The sequence below is a fragment of the Nonomuraea sp. NPDC052116 genome (assembly GCF_040680035.1).
GTDB classification, from domain to species: domain Bacteria; phylum Actinomycetota; class Actinomycetes; order Streptosporangiales; family Streptosporangiaceae; genus Nonomuraea; species Nonomuraea angiospora_A.
On sequence record NZ_JBFAWA010000005.1, the window covers coordinates 186,858 to 204,329 of the forward strand.

12 protein-coding genes are annotated in these 17,472 nt (G+C 70.4%); 6 read left to right on the forward strand and 6 right to left on the reverse strand.

The genetic code is table 11. The features are described from left to right. Nucleotides 1-8: 8 nt before the first annotated feature. The 3 genes from AB0L65_RS11160 to AB0L65_RS11170 all read right to left on the reverse strand — a co-directional run bounded on the left by AB0L65_RS11160 (nucleotide 9) and on the right by AB0L65_RS11170 (nucleotide 5,073). The gene (locus tag AB0L65_RS11160; RefSeq protein ID WP_364243256.1) at nucleotides 9-1,013 is read right to left on the reverse strand and encodes a LacI family DNA-binding transcriptional regulator; all 1,005 of its coding nucleotides are present in this window, start codon (nucleotides 1,011-1,013) and stop codon (nucleotides 9-11) included. Further along, complete coding sequence (locus tag AB0L65_RS11165; RefSeq protein WP_364243259.1) at nucleotides 1,010-3,775, reverse strand: glycoside hydrolase family 3 C-terminal domain-containing protein; 2,766 nt, start codon at nucleotides 3,773-3,775, stop codon at nucleotides 1,010-1,012. Before AB0L65_RS11165 ends, AB0L65_RS11160 begins: the two co-directional genes overlap by 4 nt. A gap of 98 nt (nucleotides 3,776-3,873) precedes the next feature. Next, nucleotides 3,874-5,073, reverse strand: a complete 1,200-nt coding sequence (locus AB0L65_RS11170) for an ROK family transcriptional regulator (protein ID WP_364243262.1) — start codon at nucleotides 5,071-5,073, stop codon at nucleotides 3,874-3,876. 210 nt (nucleotides 5,074-5,283) lie between these two features. Here AB0L65_RS11170 and AB0L65_RS11175 point away from each other — a divergent pair, with 210 nt between their 5' ends. The 4 genes from AB0L65_RS11175 to AB0L65_RS11190 all read left to right on the forward strand — a co-directional run bounded on the left by AB0L65_RS11175 (nucleotide 5,284) and on the right by AB0L65_RS11190 (nucleotide 9,793). Beyond that, nucleotides 5,284-6,924, forward strand: coding sequence for an extracellular solute-binding protein (locus AB0L65_RS11175; RefSeq protein ID WP_364243265.1), 1,641 nt, complete (start codon nucleotides 5,284-5,286; stop codon nucleotides 6,922-6,924). A 28-nt stretch (nucleotides 6,925-6,952) separates the two neighbouring features. Continuing rightward, nucleotides 6,953-7,930, forward strand: a complete 978-nt coding sequence (locus AB0L65_RS11180; RefSeq protein WP_364243268.1) for an ABC transporter permease subunit — start codon at nucleotides 6,953-6,955, stop codon at nucleotides 7,928-7,930. Continuing rightward, nucleotides 7,927-8,838 carry a carbohydrate ABC transporter permease gene (locus AB0L65_RS11185; protein ID WP_364243271.1) on the forward strand — a complete coding sequence of 304 codons (912 nt, stop codon included), beginning with the start codon at nucleotides 7,927-7,929 and terminating at the stop codon, nucleotides 8,836-8,838. Before AB0L65_RS11180 ends, AB0L65_RS11185 begins: the two co-directional genes overlap by 4 nt. Before the next feature lie 277 nt (nucleotides 8,839-9,115). Then, nucleotides 9,116-9,793 (forward strand): hypothetical protein, encoded by a 678-nt coding sequence (locus tag AB0L65_RS11190; RefSeq protein WP_364243274.1) that lies wholly within the window; start codon nucleotides 9,116-9,118, stop codon nucleotides 9,791-9,793. Nucleotides 9,794-10,198: 405 nt separating this feature from the next. Here the strand turns inward: AB0L65_RS11190 and AB0L65_RS11195 are convergent, their stop codons facing one another. From AB0L65_RS11195 to AB0L65_RS11205, 3 genes are all read right to left on the reverse strand, one after another. Further along, nucleotides 10,199-11,161: a zinc-binding dehydrogenase gene (locus AB0L65_RS11195; protein ID WP_364243277.1), complete on the reverse strand. Its 963-nt coding sequence runs from the start codon at nucleotides 11,159-11,161 to the stop codon at nucleotides 10,199-10,201. 44 nt (nucleotides 11,162-11,205) lie between these two features. Further along, nucleotides 11,206-12,036, reverse strand: a complete 831-nt coding sequence (locus AB0L65_RS11200; protein ID WP_364243280.1) for a helix-turn-helix transcriptional regulator — start codon at nucleotides 12,034-12,036, stop codon at nucleotides 11,206-11,208. A 227-nt stretch (nucleotides 12,037-12,263) separates the two neighbouring features. Further along, nucleotides 12,264-13,415 (reverse strand): NAD(P)/FAD-dependent oxidoreductase, encoded by a 1,152-nt coding sequence (locus AB0L65_RS11205; protein WP_364243283.1) that lies wholly within the window; start codon nucleotides 13,413-13,415, stop codon nucleotides 12,264-12,266. Nucleotides 13,416-13,527: 112 nt separating this feature from the next. Between AB0L65_RS11205 and AB0L65_RS11210 the strand changes: the two genes are divergently transcribed. Together AB0L65_RS11210 and AB0L65_RS11215 are read left to right on the forward strand one after the other, a co-directional pair. Continuing rightward, complete coding sequence (locus AB0L65_RS11210; protein WP_364243286.1) at nucleotides 13,528-14,211, forward strand: TetR/AcrR family transcriptional regulator C-terminal domain-containing protein; 684 nt, start codon at nucleotides 13,528-13,530, stop codon at nucleotides 14,209-14,211. A gap of 441 nt (nucleotides 14,212-14,652) precedes the next feature. After that, on the forward strand, nucleotides 14,653-17,472 hold the full coding sequence (locus tag AB0L65_RS11215) for a BTAD domain-containing putative transcriptional regulator (RefSeq protein ID WP_364243289.1): 2,820 nt from the start codon (nucleotides 14,653-14,655) through the stop codon (nucleotides 17,470-17,472).

Below are 17,472 nucleotides of genomic sequence, written 5' to 3' on the forward strand. Positions count from 1 at the left end.
GCTTTGGGTCAGGTGCTGGCGCGCACGGCCAGGAGCGGGGTGAGGAGGGTGGAGTCGGGCACCGCGCGGCCTTCGAGCTTGTCCATGACCAGGCGGACCGCCTCCCTGCCCACCTCTTCGGCCGGGATCAGCACGGAGGAGAGCGGCGGGCTGGCCCGCTCGGCCACGTCGTCGGGGCAGATCGCCACCACCGCCACGTCGTGCGGCACCCGGCGGTCGAGCTGCCGCAGCGCCGCCAGCACGTGGCCGACCGCGGCCTCGTTGTGCACGACCAGCCCGGACAGGCCGGGGCGGTCGAGGAGCAGGCCGCGTACGGTCTCGTACACCTCGTCGAACGTGTCCTCGCACGGCAGCGCGACGCCCTGCAGACCGTGGGCGGCCACCGCCTCCACGAACCCCTCGCGCGTCCGCCGGGCGAACCCCGTCCCCCGCTCGTACACCACGGAAGGCGCCCCGAGCAGCGCGATCTCCTCGTGGCCGCGTTCGGCGAGGTGATCCACGCACCGCGCGCCCGCGGCGGCGAAGTCGAGGTCGACGCACGTCAGCCCGGCGGGCTCGGCGGGGAAGCCGATGAGGACGCTCGGCTCGGCCAGTTCGCGCAGCAGCGGCACCCTGCGGTCGTCCAGCTCGACGTCCATGAGCACCAGCGCGTCCACCAGCGCGCTCGCGGCCACCCGCCGGATGCCCTCGGTGCCCTCGTCGGCGGTCAGCAGCAGCACGTCGTGGTCGAACCGGCGCGCGGCCGTCACCACCGCGCTGGCGAAGCGCATCAGGACGGGCACGTGCATACCCGCCCGCAGCGGCAGCACCAGCGCGATCACGTTGGAGCGCTTACTGGCCAGGGCGCGGGCGCCGGCGTTGGGGTGGTAGCCGAGCGCGCTGATGCTGTCGAGCACCCGGCGCCTGGTGTCGGCCGAGATCGTCCGCTTGCCGCTGAGCACGTAGGAGACCGTGCTGACGGCCACGCCCGCGTGCTTGGCAACCTGGGAGATCGTGACCGTGCGCCCGCTCAAGCCCGGGCTCCGAAGTCGAGCCGGGCCAGCGTGACGCCGTCGTCCTCGAACACGGCATAAAGGTCGTGCACGCCGTCCGCGGCCGCGAGCGGGGCCGTGATGGCGTGGTAGGCGTAGCGGGCGGTCCTGGGGACGGGGAAGGTGGCGAGGGCCTCCCCGTAGAGGGGGTCGCCGCGGCGGATGGTGATCATGCCGCCTTCCGCGCTGCCCGCCGTCGCCACGCACGTCGTGGCCCCGCTGAGATCGACCTGCCGGAAGAGGATCCAGGCGCCCTCCGCGTCGGACCTGACGGCGTCGCCGTCCACCTTGGTCTCGTCCACGAACGTGATCGCGTCGTACTCGTCGTGCGCCGCCGCGCGCAGCAGCCCCGACTGGGGCGGCACGCTCTCGCCGTCCACCTCGAAGCGGGCGCTCAGGCGCAGGTCGGTGGCGCTGCGGCCGACCATGAGCTGGTGCGGCGCGCTCTCCACGACGAACCTGCTCCTGGTCACGTCCCAGAACGCCAGCTCCGGCACCGGCAGGGTCAGGGTGACGGCGCGGCTCTCGCCGGGCGCCAGGCGGACCTTCTCGAAGCCGCGCAGGCGGCGCAGCGGCTGCTTGACGCGGGAGCGCTGCTGGTGGGTGTAGAACTGGACGACCTCCACGCCGGGCCGCGGGCCGGTGTTCGTCACGGTGACGCGGGCGCGCACCAGGTCGCCGTCCAGTTGTACGCGCAGGTCGGCGTACTCGAACATCGTGTAGCTCAGGCCGTGGCCGAACGGGTGCAGCGGGACGCCGCGGAAGTACAGGTACGTGGCGTCGGAGGCGATGATGTCGTAGTCGAGCAGGTCGGGCAGCTCCTGCTCGGAGCGGTACCACGTCTGGGTGAGGCGGCCCTCGGGGTCGGCGTCGCCGAAGAGCACCTCGGCCAGGGCGTGGCCGTACTCCTGGCCGCCGTGGGCCGACCACAGCACGGCCGGGACCTCGTCGTCGGTCCAGGTGAGCGGGTAGCCGCTGGTGATGACCATGACGGTACGGGGGTTCGCCTTGCGCACGGCCCGCACCACGGCGTCCTGCCCGGGGGCCAGGGCCAGCGTCATGCGGTCCTCGGTCTCGCGGCCGTTCACGAGGGGGTGGTCGCCGACCACCACGACCGCCACGTCGGCCGCCGCGGCCAGGCGGGCGGCCTGGTCGGTGCCGCTCCTTACCACGTCCATGGCCAGCCAGACCGCCTGGTCGGCGTCGTCGACCAGGCGCAGCACGCCGTCGTCGCCGGCGCCGACGTAGCAGCCGGTCGAGATGTGGCGCAGGGCGAGCGTGCCGCGCGGCCGCTCCTCCATCCGGAACGTCTGGCGCACCTCCCACCCGTTGGGGCCCGGCTGGTCGTTCACCAGCGTGACGCCGTCCACCGACACGAACCGGCCGGTCGCCACGGCCCGCAGCGCGTAGGCCCCGCCACCCCAGTCGAACAGGTCGAACGCGCCGGTTTCCGAGCTCACGCGCAGCGGCCCGCCCGCGGGATCGGCGGCCACCGGCCCGGCCTCGGCGGTCAGCGTCACCCGGTCCACGGCCTCGCAGAACACCGTCTCGCACCGCTCGCCCAGCCCCTGGCGGGCGGTGACCGCGTACGGGAGGGTGCCGCTGTACCAGTCCTCCAGGAGCGCGTCGCCGAGCTGCCCGATCACCGCGACCTTGGTCACGCCGTCGAGCGGCAGCAGCCCGTCGTTCTTCAGCAGCACGAACGAGCACCGCGCCGCCTCCCTGGCCAGCGCCTGGTGTTCGGGGCAGTTGACCACGTTGTCGCTGACGTCGTCGTACGGCGTCGCCGGGTCGAACTCCCCCAGCCGGAACCTGATCGACAACGCGTGCCGCACGGCCCGGTCCACGTCCTCCTCGGCCAGCAGGCCCTGGGAGAGCGCGTCGCGCAGATGGCCGAGCGTGGCCTCGCAGCGGTCGTCGTCCTGGGTGAAGCTGTCGAGCCCCGCCTTGATCGCGTGCGCGTACGCCTCGGGCAGCGTGTCGTGGTAGCCCTGGAGCGCGGTGAGGTTGCCCGGCGCGTACGCGTCGCTGACCACCAGCAGGTCGTCGGGCGCCCACGCGCGCAGCGCCTCGCCGATCAGCGGGCTGAGGTGCGCGGGGCGGCCGTTGACCAGGTTGTACGACGGCATGACCGCCACCGCCACGCCCTCCTCGATGGCGGGCCGGAAGGCGGGCAGCTCGTACTCGCGCAGCACCCGCGGCGGCAGGTTGCTGGAGGTCGTGCAGCGGTCGGTCTCGTTGTTGTAGGCCAGGAAGTGCTTGAGCGTGGGGGCGGTCTTGAGGATTGCGGGAGCGCTCCCACGAAGTCCACGCGCATAGGCCGTGGCCATCACGCCGGTCAGCCACGGATCCTCGGAGTACCCCTCCTCGTTGCGTCCCCAGCGGGGGTCACGCAGCGGGTTCACCACCGGGGCCCACACGTTGCGCCCCGCGCCCGCCGGGTCCTTGTGGTGGAAGGCCAGCACCTCGTCGCTGGTGGCCTCGCCCACCCTGCGCACGAGGTCGGGATCCCACGTCGAGGCCAGCCCCACGGCCTGCGGGAACACGGTGGCCGGTCCCAGCCAGGCCAGCCCGTGCAGCGCCTCGGTGCCGGTGCGGAACGCGCCGAGGCCCAGCCGCTCGACCGGCGCCTGGTACTGGTGCAGCAGCCCCACCTTCTCCTCGAGGGTGAGCCGGCGCACCAGGTCGTCGATCCGGTCGGAAATCGGGATCGCTGGGTCGCGGAAGGGTTCTTGCATGGTCATCCCTCTGAGAGTGTCGAAGCGCTTCGACGACCGGCCTGGGGAAGTTACACGGACATTTCGGTGGGTTGACTGAAGAGTGCACTTCCCGGTGACCAAGGTCAAGGGACTCGGGGCAATCTCCCCGAATCAATGGAGTCGAGCACCCTCGCGGCACCGCCCAGCGCGGCCGCGTCGTGGCCCAGCGTCGAGGCGACGACCTGGCAACCGCCTGACCCGGAGGCGATCACGCGGTCGTCCATCTCGTCCTGGACGGCGGGCAGCAGCCACGGCGCCAGCGGGACGTAGTAGCCGCCGAGGATCACCACCTCGGGATTGAGCAGGTTCGCCAGGATCGACACGCCCTTGCCCAGGCTCCGGCCCACCGACTCCAGCGTGGCCAGGGTGGCCGGGTCGCCGGCGCGGGCGAGGCGTACGGACTCCTCGATCTCCACCTGGATCTCGGCGGGAGAGGGGTCCTTGCCCAGCACGGCGCCGATCCCGGCCATGACCTCCAGGCAGCCGCGCCGCCCGCAGTGGCACTCGGGACCGTCGGGATCGAGCTGGACGTGGCCGATCTCGCCGCTGTAGCCGAGGCGGCCGCGGCGCAGCCGCCCGTCGAGGATGATCCCCGCACCGACGCCGATCTCGCCGGTGAGGTAGACAAGGTCGGAGGCCCCCGCGTGCGCGCCGAAGCGCTGCTCGGCCAGGGCGGCGAGGTTGGCGTCGTTGTCGACCTGGATCGGGAAGCCGGGGTCGCGCAGCGCCTTGGTCAGGTCTCCGCCGATGTCGGCGTCGCGCCAGCCGAGGTTGGGCGCGATGCGTACGGTGCCCTGCACGTCGACCAGGCCCGGCACGGCCACGGCCAGGCCCAGGACCTGGCGCTCCTCCCTGGCCATGCGGTTGACCACCCGCCGGATGATCGCGCCGACGCCCGCGACCCCCTGGTTGACGGACTCGCCGCCGCCGAACGAGCGCCGCCACGTCAGCAGCCGCTCCCCCGCCAGGTCGGTGGCCACGGCGGACACGTAGTCGACGTTGATCTCGACCCCGATGGCGGCGTACGGCGAGCCGTCCAGCACCAGCATCGTGGCCGGCCGCCCGACCCGGTTCTCCGTCAGCCCCGTCTCACGGACCAGCCGCCGGTCGATGAGGTCCGCGACGAGACTGGAGACCGTCGCCTTGTTGAGCCCGGTGGAGGCCGCGATGTCGGCCCGCGAGCAGGGCGCGTGCTCCCGGACGAACCGCAGCACGACCGCGAGGTTGGTGGCCCGTACGTCGGCGAAGTCGGCCGGCTGAGGGCCGGTCGTAGAAGTGATCAAAATCAGCCCCGTTCCCGCCAAGAGATGACCCCAGCATGCCGCATCCCGGGCTCCCTTCACCAACAGGAGTCGATGCCGCGCAGCTTCTCATCGGCACCAACCTGTGACGTCGCGATCCCTTGTGGCCACGGTCACAGTCTACTAATTTGTTTGGTCGTAATACCAACTAATTTTCATAAGGCCATCCCCACTTGGAGAAGGGAGCGGGCCATGGCAACCAACACGTCCCGCCGCGGATTCCTCGGCCTGGTCGGTGCGAGCGTTCTGGTGGCCGGCTGCGCCGAGAAGAAGCAGCTGTCCAAGGGTACGGCCGTGGCGGCCGACAAGCTCAAGAGCCTGGTGCCCACGCGGATCCCGTTCGAGATCCCCGGGCTCAAACCCGATCTGCCCGGCGCCGAGTTCGTCTCGCCCGGCTTCCTGACCCGCCCGGCCACCATGGTGCAGGCCGTCACCACCAAGCCGCTGACCAGCGGCAAGGAAGTGACCGCGATGACTCCGCTGTGGGGCACGGTGCCGCCCGGCCTGGGCAGCAACTCCTACTACGACTACGTCAACGAGCGCCTCGGCGGCGTCGTGCGCTTCAACATCTCCGACGGCAACACGTACGGGCAGAAGCTCAGCACCCTGCTGGCCAGCGGCGACGTGCCCGACATGCTCATGGTCCCGGGGTGGGAGCTCATCAAGATCGCCCACTTCACCGAGGCGGTCAACAAGCTCTTCACCGACCTGTCCCCCTACCTGGCCGGGGACAAGGCCAAGGAGTTCCCGCTGCTGGCCAACTTCGACACCGCGGCCTGGCAGTACGGCGTCTTCGGCGGCGTCCTGCAGGGCATCCCCTGGCAGAACGACCCGTACCCGTTCGCCACCTTCGTCCGCCAGGACATCCTGAACGAGCTGAGCCTGCAGCAGCCCAAGAGCGGCGACGACCTGCTCGTGCTCGGCAAGGCCATCACCGACACCAAGAAGAAGCGCTGGGCGTTCGGCGGCGGCATGGAGCAGGAGATGCAGCGGGCCTTCGGGGCGCCGCGCGAGTGGCGCAAGAAGAGCGACGGCACCCTCGAGTACAAGTACGAGACCGCCGAGTGGGCCGCCTCGATCGAGTTCATGACCAAGCTCTTCGAGGCCGGGTGGGTGCACCCCGACATCGTCGCCAACAAGGACGCCGACAACAAAGCCATCTTCGGCAGCGGCCAGATGATCATCTACCGGGACGGTCCCGGCGCCTGGCACGAGAACCTGGGCCGGTTCCAGGCCGACAACCCCAAGTTCGACATGCAGATCGTCGCCCCCTACCCGGCCAAGCCCGGCGGCAGGACCATCATGTGGCGCAACGAGCCCGCCGGCATGTTCGTCTTCATCAAGAAGGGTCTCGGCGACGCCCGCACCCGCGAGCTGCTGGCCCTGTCCAACTGGTGCGCGGCGCCGTTCGGCACCCAGGAGTACGAGCTGGTCTTCAACGGCGTCGAGGGCAAGCACTACGACGTCAAGGACGGCAAGGTCGAGCAGACGGCGCTCGGGCGCAAGGAGGTCGCGCCCACGTACATGTTCCTGTCGGGCCGGCCGAACGCCAACGAGAAGAGCCAGTACAAGGGCTTGGTCCAGGCGCAGTACGACTGGCAGACGCAGGCCTCGAAGATCCTGAACAACGACCCGTTCGTGGGCATCCGGGTGGAGACGCCCTCCAAGATGGCCGGGCTGGCCACGCCCACCGAGGACAAGATGCAGGAGATCTTCCGGGGCAAGCGGCCGGTGTCCGAGTGGCCGAAGATCGTCAAGGAGTGGCAGGAGCAGGGCGGGAACGAGGCGCGCGAGTTCTACATGAAGGTCGCGCGGGAGAACGGCAGGCTGTGACCCCGGCGACTCTCGCGAGGGGCTTCTCATGGGCGTGACGACGGCCAGGCGAACGGCCCGGCACCCCTTGAGCGTCGCGGCCAAGCCCCACGAACTGACCTGGCGGGCCAAGCTCCGGCGGGACTGGCCGCTGCTCGTGATGAACCTTCCGATGCTGCTGCTCGTCCTCGCCTTCTGGTGGATCCCAGCCCTGGGCAACGTCATCGCGTTCCAGGACTACAACCCGTACACCGACGGGATCACCGGCTCCCCGATCATCGGCTTCACCAACTTCGCGCTGCTCTTCCAGGACCCCCAGTTCCTGCGCGCCATCGCGAACACCCTGTCCATCACGGCCTTCCAGCTCGTCTTCTACTTCCCCGTGCCGATCATGCTGGCGCTGCTGCTCAACAGCATCGTCTCGGCCCGGCTGAGGGCGTTCGTGCAGGGCGTGGTCTACATGCCGTTCTTCTTCTCCTGGGTGCTGGTCATCGCCATCTTCCAGCAGATGTTCGGCGGGGCGGGGCTGCTGGCCCAGATCCTGCGGGAGCGCGGCCACGAGGCTGTCGACTGGATGACGAATTCGGACACGTTCATCCTGCTGATCACGTCCCAGACCGTCTGGAAGGACGCCGGCTGGGGGGCGATCATCTTCCTCGCCGCCCTCAGCACCATCGACCCCAACCTGTACGAGGCCGCCGCCGTGGACGGAGCCCGCCGCTGGCGTCGCATGTGGCACATCACGCTGCCCGGGCTGCGTCCGGTGATCGTGCTCCTGCTGATCCTGCGGCTCGGGGACGCGCTGAACGTCGGGTTCGAGCAGTTCATGCTGCAGCGCAGCGCCGTCGGCAGCGCGGCGTCCGAGGTCTTCGACACGTTCGTGTACTGGTCGGGCCTGCGTACCGGGGACCTGGGGTACGGGGCGGCGGCCGGGCTGTTCAAGGGCCTGGTCGGGCTGCTGCTCATCGTGGCGGCCAACCGGGTCGCGCACGCGTTCGGCGAGCGAGGGGTGTATTCGCGATCATGACGGTACTCACCTCCCGTAAGCCCTCCCGGCTCGCGCCGTGGGAGGAACGCCCTTCGCCGTTCGGTCAGCTAGGCAAGGGCACGCTGATCACGCTGGTCGTCGTGGTGGTGCTCGGCCCCCTCTACACCATCGTCCTGACCAGCCTCAGCTCGGCCGCCACGGTCAACCGCGCGGGCGGGCTGGTGCTGGTGCCGGAAGGGATCACGTTCGAGGCGTACGAGCAGATCTTCTCCGACACGGTCGTCAGCAGGGCCGTCCTGGTCAGCACGGGCGTCACGATGGTCGGGACGCTCCTCAGCGCCGGCGTGAGCATCCTGGGCGCGTACTCGCTGTCGCGCCCGGGCTCGTTCCTGCACCGCCCGCTGCTGTTCAGCGTGCTGCTGATGTTCGTCTTCTTCCCCGGCATCATCCCGGTCTACCTGATGGTCAGCGGCCTGGGCCTGAAGGACAGCTACTGGTCGCTGATCCTCCCGACGGCCGTCTCGGCGTTCAACGTGGTGGTGCTGCGCTCGTTCTTCATGAGCATCCCGGGAGAGGTCCTGGACAGCGCCCGCATCGACGGGGCGGGCGAGTTCCGCATCCTGTGGCGCATCGTCCTGCCCATGTCGAAGGCGGTCACGGCCGTGGTGGCGATGTTCTACGCGGTCGGCTACTGGAACGCCTGGTTCAACGCGATGCTGTACATCGACGACACCAGGAAGTGGCCGCTGGCGTTGATCCTGCGCCAGTACGTGGTGGACTCCAACCCGCTGCCCAGCGCCACGGCAGGCGTGACCGGGGACGCCCCGCCGACACTCGCCATCAAAATGGCCATCGTGGTCATCGCGGTGATCCCCGCCTTGATCATCTACCCCTTCGTCCAACGCCACTTCACCAAGGGCGTGATCGTGGGCGCCATCAAGGGCTGACTCCACGAGGGGGGCGCTGCGCGCCTTGGGATTTCAGGCAGCGCCTCCCAAAGGGGCTCCGCCCCCTTTCGATCCCCCTCGACCCCCGCTCGCTGCGCTCGCCGGCACCCGCCCGTTGCCCGATTACCGGGTTGGCCTGCTGGAGCCCGCCCCGAGCGGCCCTCGCTACCGCTCGGACGTGTCCATCGGGGTCTCGCGGCTTCGCCACGAGGCCTCTGGCGAGGGCGCTTCGGCTCCAGGGTGATTGCCGACTGAGGCACAAGGCCATGCGCCGACCGTGTCGGTACGCATGGCCGGGCTGTGGACCTCACGCCGTAGATTGGCGGCGTTCATCCATTCGAGAAAGCTGGTTGTCGTGTTCGGTGAGGTCGCTGAACGTTACGCCAAGTTGGTCAGCCGGATGACGTGGGAAGACGAGGCGTACACCGTGACACTCCCTGACCACGGCGTGCTGACGGTCGAGGACGCCGTGCGCCGACTCGGGCTCGACGCCGCCACTGTGCATGCTCCGAGAGAGGTTCAGCCGGAGGATCTCTGCCTCCAACGTGTTGGCACTGGCATCGTCACGTGGTCGAACAACCCTTACCCCGATGGCAAGGAGGTGACGGATCGACTCGGTGGCGATGGATTCCGACACTGGTATCTGTCCGGAGACATCGATGGCAACACCACCCTGTACGCCCGCTACGGAGACAGCGAGGGGCAGCTTCGATTTCCCGAACCTTGGGTACTGCCCTTCATTCCCTGGACCGAACAGATCGGGCCACTGGCGCACTATGCGGAGTATTTCGCCGGCGTCTACGACACCTGGTCGGGCGACCCCGAGACGTGGTCGGACAACCCGGACGTGTCGGCGGTGGGCACGTGTCTTGCGGTGATCGAGTTGGAAAGCGGCGTTCGTCTGGACGAGAAGCTGCGCAGGGGTCCGAAGACATACGTGCCGATGCCCAGATGACCCCCGCCTGCCGACTCGGCTACCCAAGAGCTCCTAGCTCGCGGACGGCGGGCAGCCTTCGATCGTCGAGTGCAGGGGTGTCCAGCGGTCGCCGTGGACGCCGAACTCGCCACGGGGTCCGATCATGAAGGCGTAGGGAAGGGCGGTTCGCTGCATTCCTGCTTCGAACCACCGCCCTTCAGCTGGCGACTCATAGTGCGGAGCGGGAGGAAGCACGAGCCCGCCCCAGCGCCTCGCATAGGCGGCCACCCGGTCGATCTCAGTGGCGGGGATGCCCAGTCGGCGGCCAGTCGGCTCGGAAGTTGATCGACAGCGGCGCGTTCGCCCTCGGTAAGGGGGATGGCGGCGACCATGCGCTGCAGGTTCTCCTTGGTCTGGAGGTGGGGCCTTGGAAGCGACCAGACTTCAGATTCGTTCGACTTCGAGTACGAGCTTGCCGGTGGTCCGGCCCGACTCGATGCGGCGGTGGGCCTGCGCTGCCTGATCCAGCCGTAGCGACTCGACCTGCACCCGAAGCTCCCCACCGGCGGCCGCGGCCACAGCCCGACGCAGCGCCCGGCCTGCTTCCGCTGGGAAGGCGGCGGAGAAGGCCGCCAGGTTGAACCCGGACACCATCTTGTTGGTGAACCACAGTTCGTTGGCCGAGATCCCCACGTCCTCGGCGCCGGAGGCGTTGCCCATCACCACCATCCGGCCCATCGGCGCGAGCAGGTCCAGGCTGCCGCGTCGGGCCGGACCGCCGACCATGTCCACCACGACGTCGAACCGGCCGGCCTCGGCCACCTGGTCGCGCAGGACGACCTCGTCGTAGCCGAACGCCCTGGCGGTCTCGATCTTGGCGGGGCTGCCTACTGTGCCCACCACGCGGCCCGCACCAAGCAAGCGGGCGGCCTGGCCGAGCTGGCTGCCCACGCCTCCGGCGGCGGCGTGCACGAGCACGCTCTCCCCGGGTTCGATGCGGGCCACCCGGTCGAGCACGAGGAACGCGGTGGTGCTGTTGGAGGGCAGCGCCGCCGCGATGCCCAGCCCCAGGTCGTGGCCGTCCAACGGGGCCACCAGGTCCGCGGAGGTGACCACCGTCTCCGCGTAGCCGCCGCTGTCGACAATCGTCAGGGCGGCGACCGACTGACCCACGCGCAGCCCCTCGACGCCGGGGCCGAGCGCCCGGATGCGGCCGGACACCTCGATGCCGGGTACGAAGGGCAGCGGTACGTCCACCACGCCCTGCCGGTAGAGGATCTCGGCGAAGTTCGCGCCCGCGTAGGCCACGTCGATGGAGACCTGCCCAGGCCCGGGCTCGGGGAGCTTGACCTCGTCGAGGCGGAGGACGTCCGCGCTGCCGAATTCGGGGATCGTGATTGCCTTCATGCCGTCCATCGTGCTGGGACGGCTTTCGGTAAGGCAGTGTCAGCTCATCCTGGGTGTGCCACCACCAGGCTCTCCACCTTCGCCTTGGTGTCGGTGTCGGGATGCGGCGTGTGCAGCACCACGTTGAGGTCCGTACGATCCGGCAGCCGGAACAGCGAGTACTCGAAGACGAGGTCCCCGGCTTCGGGGTGCGTGATCGCCTTGATCCCCTGGGAGCGGGAGCGGACATCCGGCCGGGCCCACAACTCGGCGAACTCCGCGCTGGCACCGCACAGCTCTTCGGCGATCTGCCCGAAGAGCGGGTCGTCGTGATAGCGGGCCGCGCCGGCACGGAAGTCGGCCACCATGTCCGGGGCGAACTCGTGCCATTCGGTGAATCTGCCGCGGTAGATCGGATGGGTGAAGAACGCCACCATGCAGTTGCGGACCTCGCCGTCGAATCCGAACACCCACCTGGCCGCGTCGTTCATCGCCACCAGGTTGTAGTGCCGATCCAGCACGTGCGCCGGGTTGGGCATCCAGGCGTCCAGCACCGCGCGCAGCTGCTCGCTCACCGGCGCGCCCGGCCGGCCCGCGGGGTCCGGCGGGTTCAGCCCGGCGAGCACGTACAGGTGGGCCCGTTCCGCCTCGTCGAGCTGCAGCGCGCGGGCGACCGCGTCCAGCACGGCGTCGGAGACCTTGATGTCGCGTCCCTGCTCCAGCCAGGTGTACCAGGACACTCCCACCCCGGCGAGCACCGCCACCTCTTCCCGGCGCAGTCCCGGAGTGCGGCGGCGCCCTCCGGCGGGCATACCGGCGTCGGCGGGGGTGAGAGCCTCCCGCTTGCCACGCAGGAACTCTTTGAGCTGGTCACGGCGAGCTTGACTGGCAGTCACCAACACACCATAGGCGACCATAGACCACCACCCCTTCTCCTCGAGTCGACCAGGCCCTGGACCGGCAGGTGCGGCATGGCCGCGCCGTGGGCGAAGATGATCCCGAACGCGGATCCGTCCGGGCTCATGTCCACCGTGGTCGGCCTCGTCTCCGGCCCGCGGATCGCGACGTGCGCGCGCCCGCAGTGCTCCCGGATCACCAGCCAGATCGCCGGAGAACGCGCCACTCAGGCGGCGGGGAGGGGGTCCTGGCCGAGCAGGCGGTGGCCGTTCTCGGCGGAGGCGCGTACGGCGGCGAAGCCGTAGGCCGTCATCGCCGACTCGTACTCGGCCAGCGCCTGGAGGAGCGGCCGGCCGGCGGCGGCCGCGCCGAGGGCGGCGGTGAGCGCGCTCGCGTCGCGCAGGGCGGTGTTCGCGCCGATCCCGCCCGCGGGGCTCATCGCGTGGATGGCGTCCCCGAGCAGCGTGACGTTGGCGGCCGGCCAGGGCTCGATCGGCACGCTGGTACGGAGCACCAAGGCGAAGACCGTGGAGGTGTCCCAGTGGTCGATGATCGCCCGGACCCGGGGGTGCCAGTCCTCGATCGCCCGCAGGGTCAGGGCGCGCAGCTCGGTCCCCGACATGGCGCGCAGTTCGTCGTCGGGCGGCAGGAGTTCGCGGCGGGCGCCGAAGGAGCAGGTCATGTAGTCCTGGGTGACTCCTGATTCGGCCGGCACGGGCTCGGGAAACTCCACCGGGGCGACGCCGACGAAGCTGCCGTCCGGGCCGATGATCGGGGTGAACACGGCGAACATGTCGTCCAGGAACAGCTCGCGGGTCCGCGCCGTGAGCGGCACCTTGCCGTACAGCTGCCGCAGGCCCGTGTCCACCACGCGCGCGTGCGGCAGGTACTGCCTGCGCACCGGGGAGTTGACGCCGTCCGCCGCCACGAGCACGTCACCGGTCGCGGTGCCGCCGTCGGCGAAGTACGCGGTGACGCGGCCGTCAGAGCCGGTGCGATAGTGCGTGAACCGCTTGCCGAACCGGACCGTGTCCGTCAGGCCGGAGAGCAGGATCCGCCGCAGCGTCAGCCGGTCGACCGCCAGGTGCACGCCGTCGTCGGACGGCTCCAGGACCGTGAGCCGCTCAAGCCGGTGGTCGAAGACAGGCGTGCTGGTACGCGGCAGCCCGGCCGTGGCGCGGAACAACCGGTGCAGCCGCTCGGGCAGGTTCGCGGCCAGGGCCCGGTCGCCGTGCTCGTCTATGTGGATGCGGTAGCCCTGCTGCCGCGAGGTCAGGGTTTCGTCGCTCTCGTACACGGCGACGCTGATGTTCCTCTGCCGGAGCCCCTGTGCGAGGCACAGCCCGCCCAGCCCCGCACCGATGACGATCACATGCATGTCCCGCGGTCCTCCCGTTGAGCCTTCCCTAGCAGTGCGAGGGAGACTCTAACATCGCTAGGGACTGCCTTGCACTGCTAGATTGGTGCGTGGCAGACGGAGGAGTTCGCGCATGGCACGTCAAGATCCCGGCTTTCCCGGTGGCATCGAGGAGACCGAGCCGAGGCTGGACCGCGCCCAGATCGCCCAGGCGGCCCTCGACCTCCTGGACGAACACGGTTTCGACGCGTTCAGCATGCGCAAGCTCGCCGTGGCGCTCGACATCAAGTCGCCGTCGCTCTACTGGCATGTACGCAGCAAGGACGAGCTGTTCGACCTGCTGATCGACGTGGTCCTGGGCAAGTGCCGGCTGCCGGCCGAGGACGACCGCCCCTGGACCGAGCGGCTGGCCGGCATCGGGCTCGAACTCCGCCAGGTCCTCCTCGCCCACCCCGCGGCCACCCGGCTCCTGCCGGGCAGGGTGCCCTTCGGGCCGAACGGGCTACGGCTGGCCGACCACATCATCGGCGTCCTGCGCCAGGCCGGGTTCGACAACCGGCTGTCGAGCTACGGCTACCTGCTGTTGCTGTTCTACGTCACCGGTTTCGCCGGTCAGGAGATCGCCTTCGGCAAGGGCCCCGACAACCCCGCCCGCCTCGCCCAGATCACCCGTTTCCTACGCGAACTGCCCGCCGATCGCTATCCCCACGTGACGGCCGTGGCGGACGAACTCACCGGCGCCCCCGTCCTCACCCGCCGCTTCGAGCTGGGCCTGGCCGGGATCCTCAACGAACTCGACCACGAACGCCGTAAATGACCGCGAAAGACGAAGACCTGGCCACTGGCGGCCAGGTCGTCATCAGGGTCTGCACTACGCCTCGCTCAACGGCGACGGCGGCTGCGGCGGCGGCTGGAACGGCTGCTGCTGTCGCTGTTGATCCTCTTCTTCGGCCCCAGCGGATTGGGCCCAGGGGGCTCCATGGCCACGGGCAAGATCCTCGCAGCTGACATGTAACTCGGGAAGATCATGATTCGCTCCTTTCGAGAATGCGACGGAGCGGTCGACGGACTGGAGCGCACATTCCCAACCGGCTATTCGGACATACCCCTCATACAGCCACATTACCCCGCAAACCATTCCCCAGCTCTGGCTCGTCCGAAACATGAGTCTTGAGAGCCCTCGGGGCGTTCAGCCCGCTGCAATCCGATTGCATGGCCGGTTAAAAATACTCCCCAATGTCAGAGTCGGCGGAGGGGGATGCGACGGATGCGGTTCGCGGTGCTGGGGCCTGTGCGCCTCTGGCGAGGAGACGTCGAGCTGAACTCCGGTCCTCCGCAGCAACGAGCCCTGCTCGCCCTCCTGCTGGCGTACGCGGGACGGCCCGTGAGCCTGGACGAGATGGTCGACGTCCTCTGGGGGCAGGACCCGCCGTCCAGCTCGATCAACGTCGTCCACAGGTACGTGGGCAACCTGCGCCGGTTGCTGGAACCGGGGCTGCCGCCCAGGGCGGAGGGCGGCTGGCTGCTGCGGGGCGCGGGCGGGTACCGCCTGAAGGCCGACGCCGGCACGCTCGACCTGCTGCGCTTCCGCCACCTGGCCGGGCAGGCCCGCTCGGCCGCCCCGGCGGAGGCGGTGGAGCTCTACGCGGAGGCGCTGGCCGTATGGCAGGGGGAGGCGGCGGCGGGCATTCCGGCCGAGGTGCGGTCCCTGCCCGTGTTCACCGCTCTGGAGCAGGAGCGGATCATGGTCGCGCTGGAGGCGGCCGACGTGGCGCTGGAGCACGGCGGGATGGTCGGACTGCTGCCCGCGCTGAGGGCGGCGGCCACCCGGCATCCGCTGGACGAGCGGCTCCAGGCCAGGCTGGTGCTCGCCCTGGCCACCACCGGCCGCCAGGCCGAGGCGCTGGACACCTGGCAGGCGGTCCGGGACGAGCTCGCCGAGGAGCTGGGCGTCGAACCGGGCCAGGAGTTGCGCGCCGCCCAGCAGCGCGTACTGACCGAGGCCGCCGACGGGCTCGCGACGGACGCTGCGGACACGGTGGTGCGGCCCGCGCAGCTGCCCGCCGATCTCGCCGTCTTCGCGGGCAGGCGGGCCGACCTGGCCAAAGCCCTCGCCCTGCTCGACGGCGACGCGCTGAGAACGGTCGTGATCAGCGCCATCGGCGGCATGGCGGGCGTCGGCAAGACGACGCTGGCGGTTCACTGGGGGCACCAGGTGGCCCACCGTTTCCCGGACGGCCAGCTGTACGTGAACCTGCGCGGCTTCGACCGCCTGGGCTCCGCCATGGACCCCGCCGAGGCCCTGAGGAGCTTCCTGGAGGCGCTCGGCGTGCCGCCGCACCGGATCCCGGTCGCGGTGGACGTGCAGGTCGGGCTGTACCGGAGCCTGCTGGCCAAGCGCCGGGTGCTGATCCTGCTGGACAACGCCCGCGACGCCGAGCAGGTACGCCCGCTGCTGCCCAGCAGCCCCGGCTGCCTGGTGCTGATCACCAGCAGGGACCGGTTGCCGGGCCTGCTGGCGACGGAGGGGGCGCTGCCGATGACGCTGGACCTGTTCCCGGCCGAGGACGCCCGGGAGTCGCTGGCCCGGCGGCTCGGCGAGGAGCGGGTCGCGCGGGAGCCGCAGGCGGTGGACGAGATCGTCGAACGGTGCGGCGGCCTGCCGCTGGCCCTGGCCGTGGTGGCCGCCCGCGCCGCCGCCAACCCGGTCTTCCCCCTGTCCGCGATCGCCGCCGAGCTGCGCGGGACGCCCGCGACGCTGGACGCCTTCGCGGACGGCGATCCGGCCGTCGACGTGCGGGCGGTGTTCTCGTGGTCGTACCGGTCGCTCAGCGCGGAAGCGGCCCGCCTGTTCCGGCTGCTGGCGCTGCATCCGGGGCCTGATATCAGCGCCGGGGCGGCCTCCGCCCTCGCGGGCGAGCCCGTACGGCGTGCGCTGAACGAGCTGACCAGGGCCAGCCTGCTCACCGAGCACGCCCCCGGCCGGTACGCCGCGCACGATCTGCTGCGCGCGTACGCGACCGAGCTCGTGGCGGACTCCGAGGACGATCGGGACGCGGCCGTAGGACGGCTGCTCGACCACTACACGCAGCAGGCGCACGGGGCCTGCAGGAAGTTCGCGCCGTTCTGGGTGCGGCCGGAGCTGGGCCGGCCCGTGCCGGAGTTCGATGACGACCGGCAGGCGCTGGCCTGGTTCACGGCCGAGCACCCCGTGCTGATGTCCGTGGTGGAGCTGGCGGCCCAGGACGGGTTCGACACGCACAGCTGGCAACTGGCCTGGGCGCTGGAGCGCTTCCTCGACCAGCAGGGACACTGGCGCGACTGCGCGACCGTACAGCGCCATGGACTCGCCGCCGCCCAGCGGCTGGGGCACCGGACCGCGCAGGCGCACCTGCATCGGGCGCTGGCCCGCGCCTCCGCGCGGCTCGGGGACTATCACGTGGCCTGGCCCGGCATCCGGCGTTCGCTGGAGCTGCACGAGGAGCTGGGCGACCTGGCCGGGCTGGCCACCGCCCACCGCAGCCACGCGTGGCTGCTCGACCAGGTCGGCCGGTACGAGGAGTCGATCCAGCAGGCCGAACGGGCGCTCGCCCTGTACGCGGCCACCGGCAACCCCGCCGGCGAGGCCAGCATGCTGCACGCGCTCGCCTGGACCCACATCAGGCTGGACCAGGACTGCCGGGCCGCCACGTACCTCCAGGACGCCTTGATCAAGCTGAACGGCCTGAGCAACCGCTACGGCGACGCTGGTGTCCTGGACGGCCTCGGCTACGCCCTGCACCGGATGGGCGACTACGACCGGGCCATCGTCTACTACCGGCACGCCCTGGCCCTCTACCGGGACGTCGGCGACCGCTACAACGAGATCGGCACCCTGCGCCACCTCGGCGACAGCCACCGCGAGGCCGGCGACCATGACGCGGCCCGGGACTCCTGGCAACAGGCCCTGGACCTGGTCGACGAGGTCGTCGATCCGTCGACGGCCGACGAGATCCGCTACAAGCTCCTCTGCCTCGACATGCCCGACCTGGTGGGCGCCGAGAGAGGCGTCAGACGCTCCTGCCGCGGCGGCCCCTGA

Excerpts from the sequence above, each read along its gene's own strand:
- AB0L65_RS11165 (WP_364243259.1), bottom strand. The coding sequence starts at position 3,775 with ATGACCATGCAAGAACCCTTCCGCGACCCAGCGATCCCGATTTCCGAC.
- AB0L65_RS11175 (WP_364243265.1), top strand. The coding sequence starts at position 5,284 with ATGGCAACCAACACGTCCCGCCGCGGATTCCTCGGCCTGGTCGGTGCG.
- AB0L65_RS11180 (WP_364243268.1), top strand. The coding sequence starts at position 6,953 with ATGGGCGTGACGACGGCCAGGCGAACGGCCCGGCACCCCTTGAGCGTC.
- AB0L65_RS11185 (WP_364243271.1), top strand. The coding sequence starts at position 7,927 with ATGACGGTACTCACCTCCCGTAAGCCCTCCCGGCTCGCGCCGTGGGAG.
- AB0L65_RS11195 (WP_364243277.1), bottom strand. The coding sequence starts at position 11,161 with ATGAAGGCAATCACGATCCCCGAATTCGGCAGCGCGGACGTCCTCCGC.
- AB0L65_RS11205 (WP_364243283.1), bottom strand. The coding sequence starts at position 13,415 with ATGCATGTGATCGTCATCGGTGCGGGGCTGGGCGGGCTGTGCCTCGCA.
- AB0L65_RS11210 (WP_364243286.1), top strand. The coding sequence starts at position 13,528 with ATGGCACGTCAAGATCCCGGCTTTCCCGGTGGCATCGAGGAGACCGAG.
- AB0L65_RS11215 (WP_364243289.1), top strand. The coding sequence starts at position 14,653 with ATGCGACGGATGCGGTTCGCGGTGCTGGGGCCTGTGCGCCTCTGGCGA.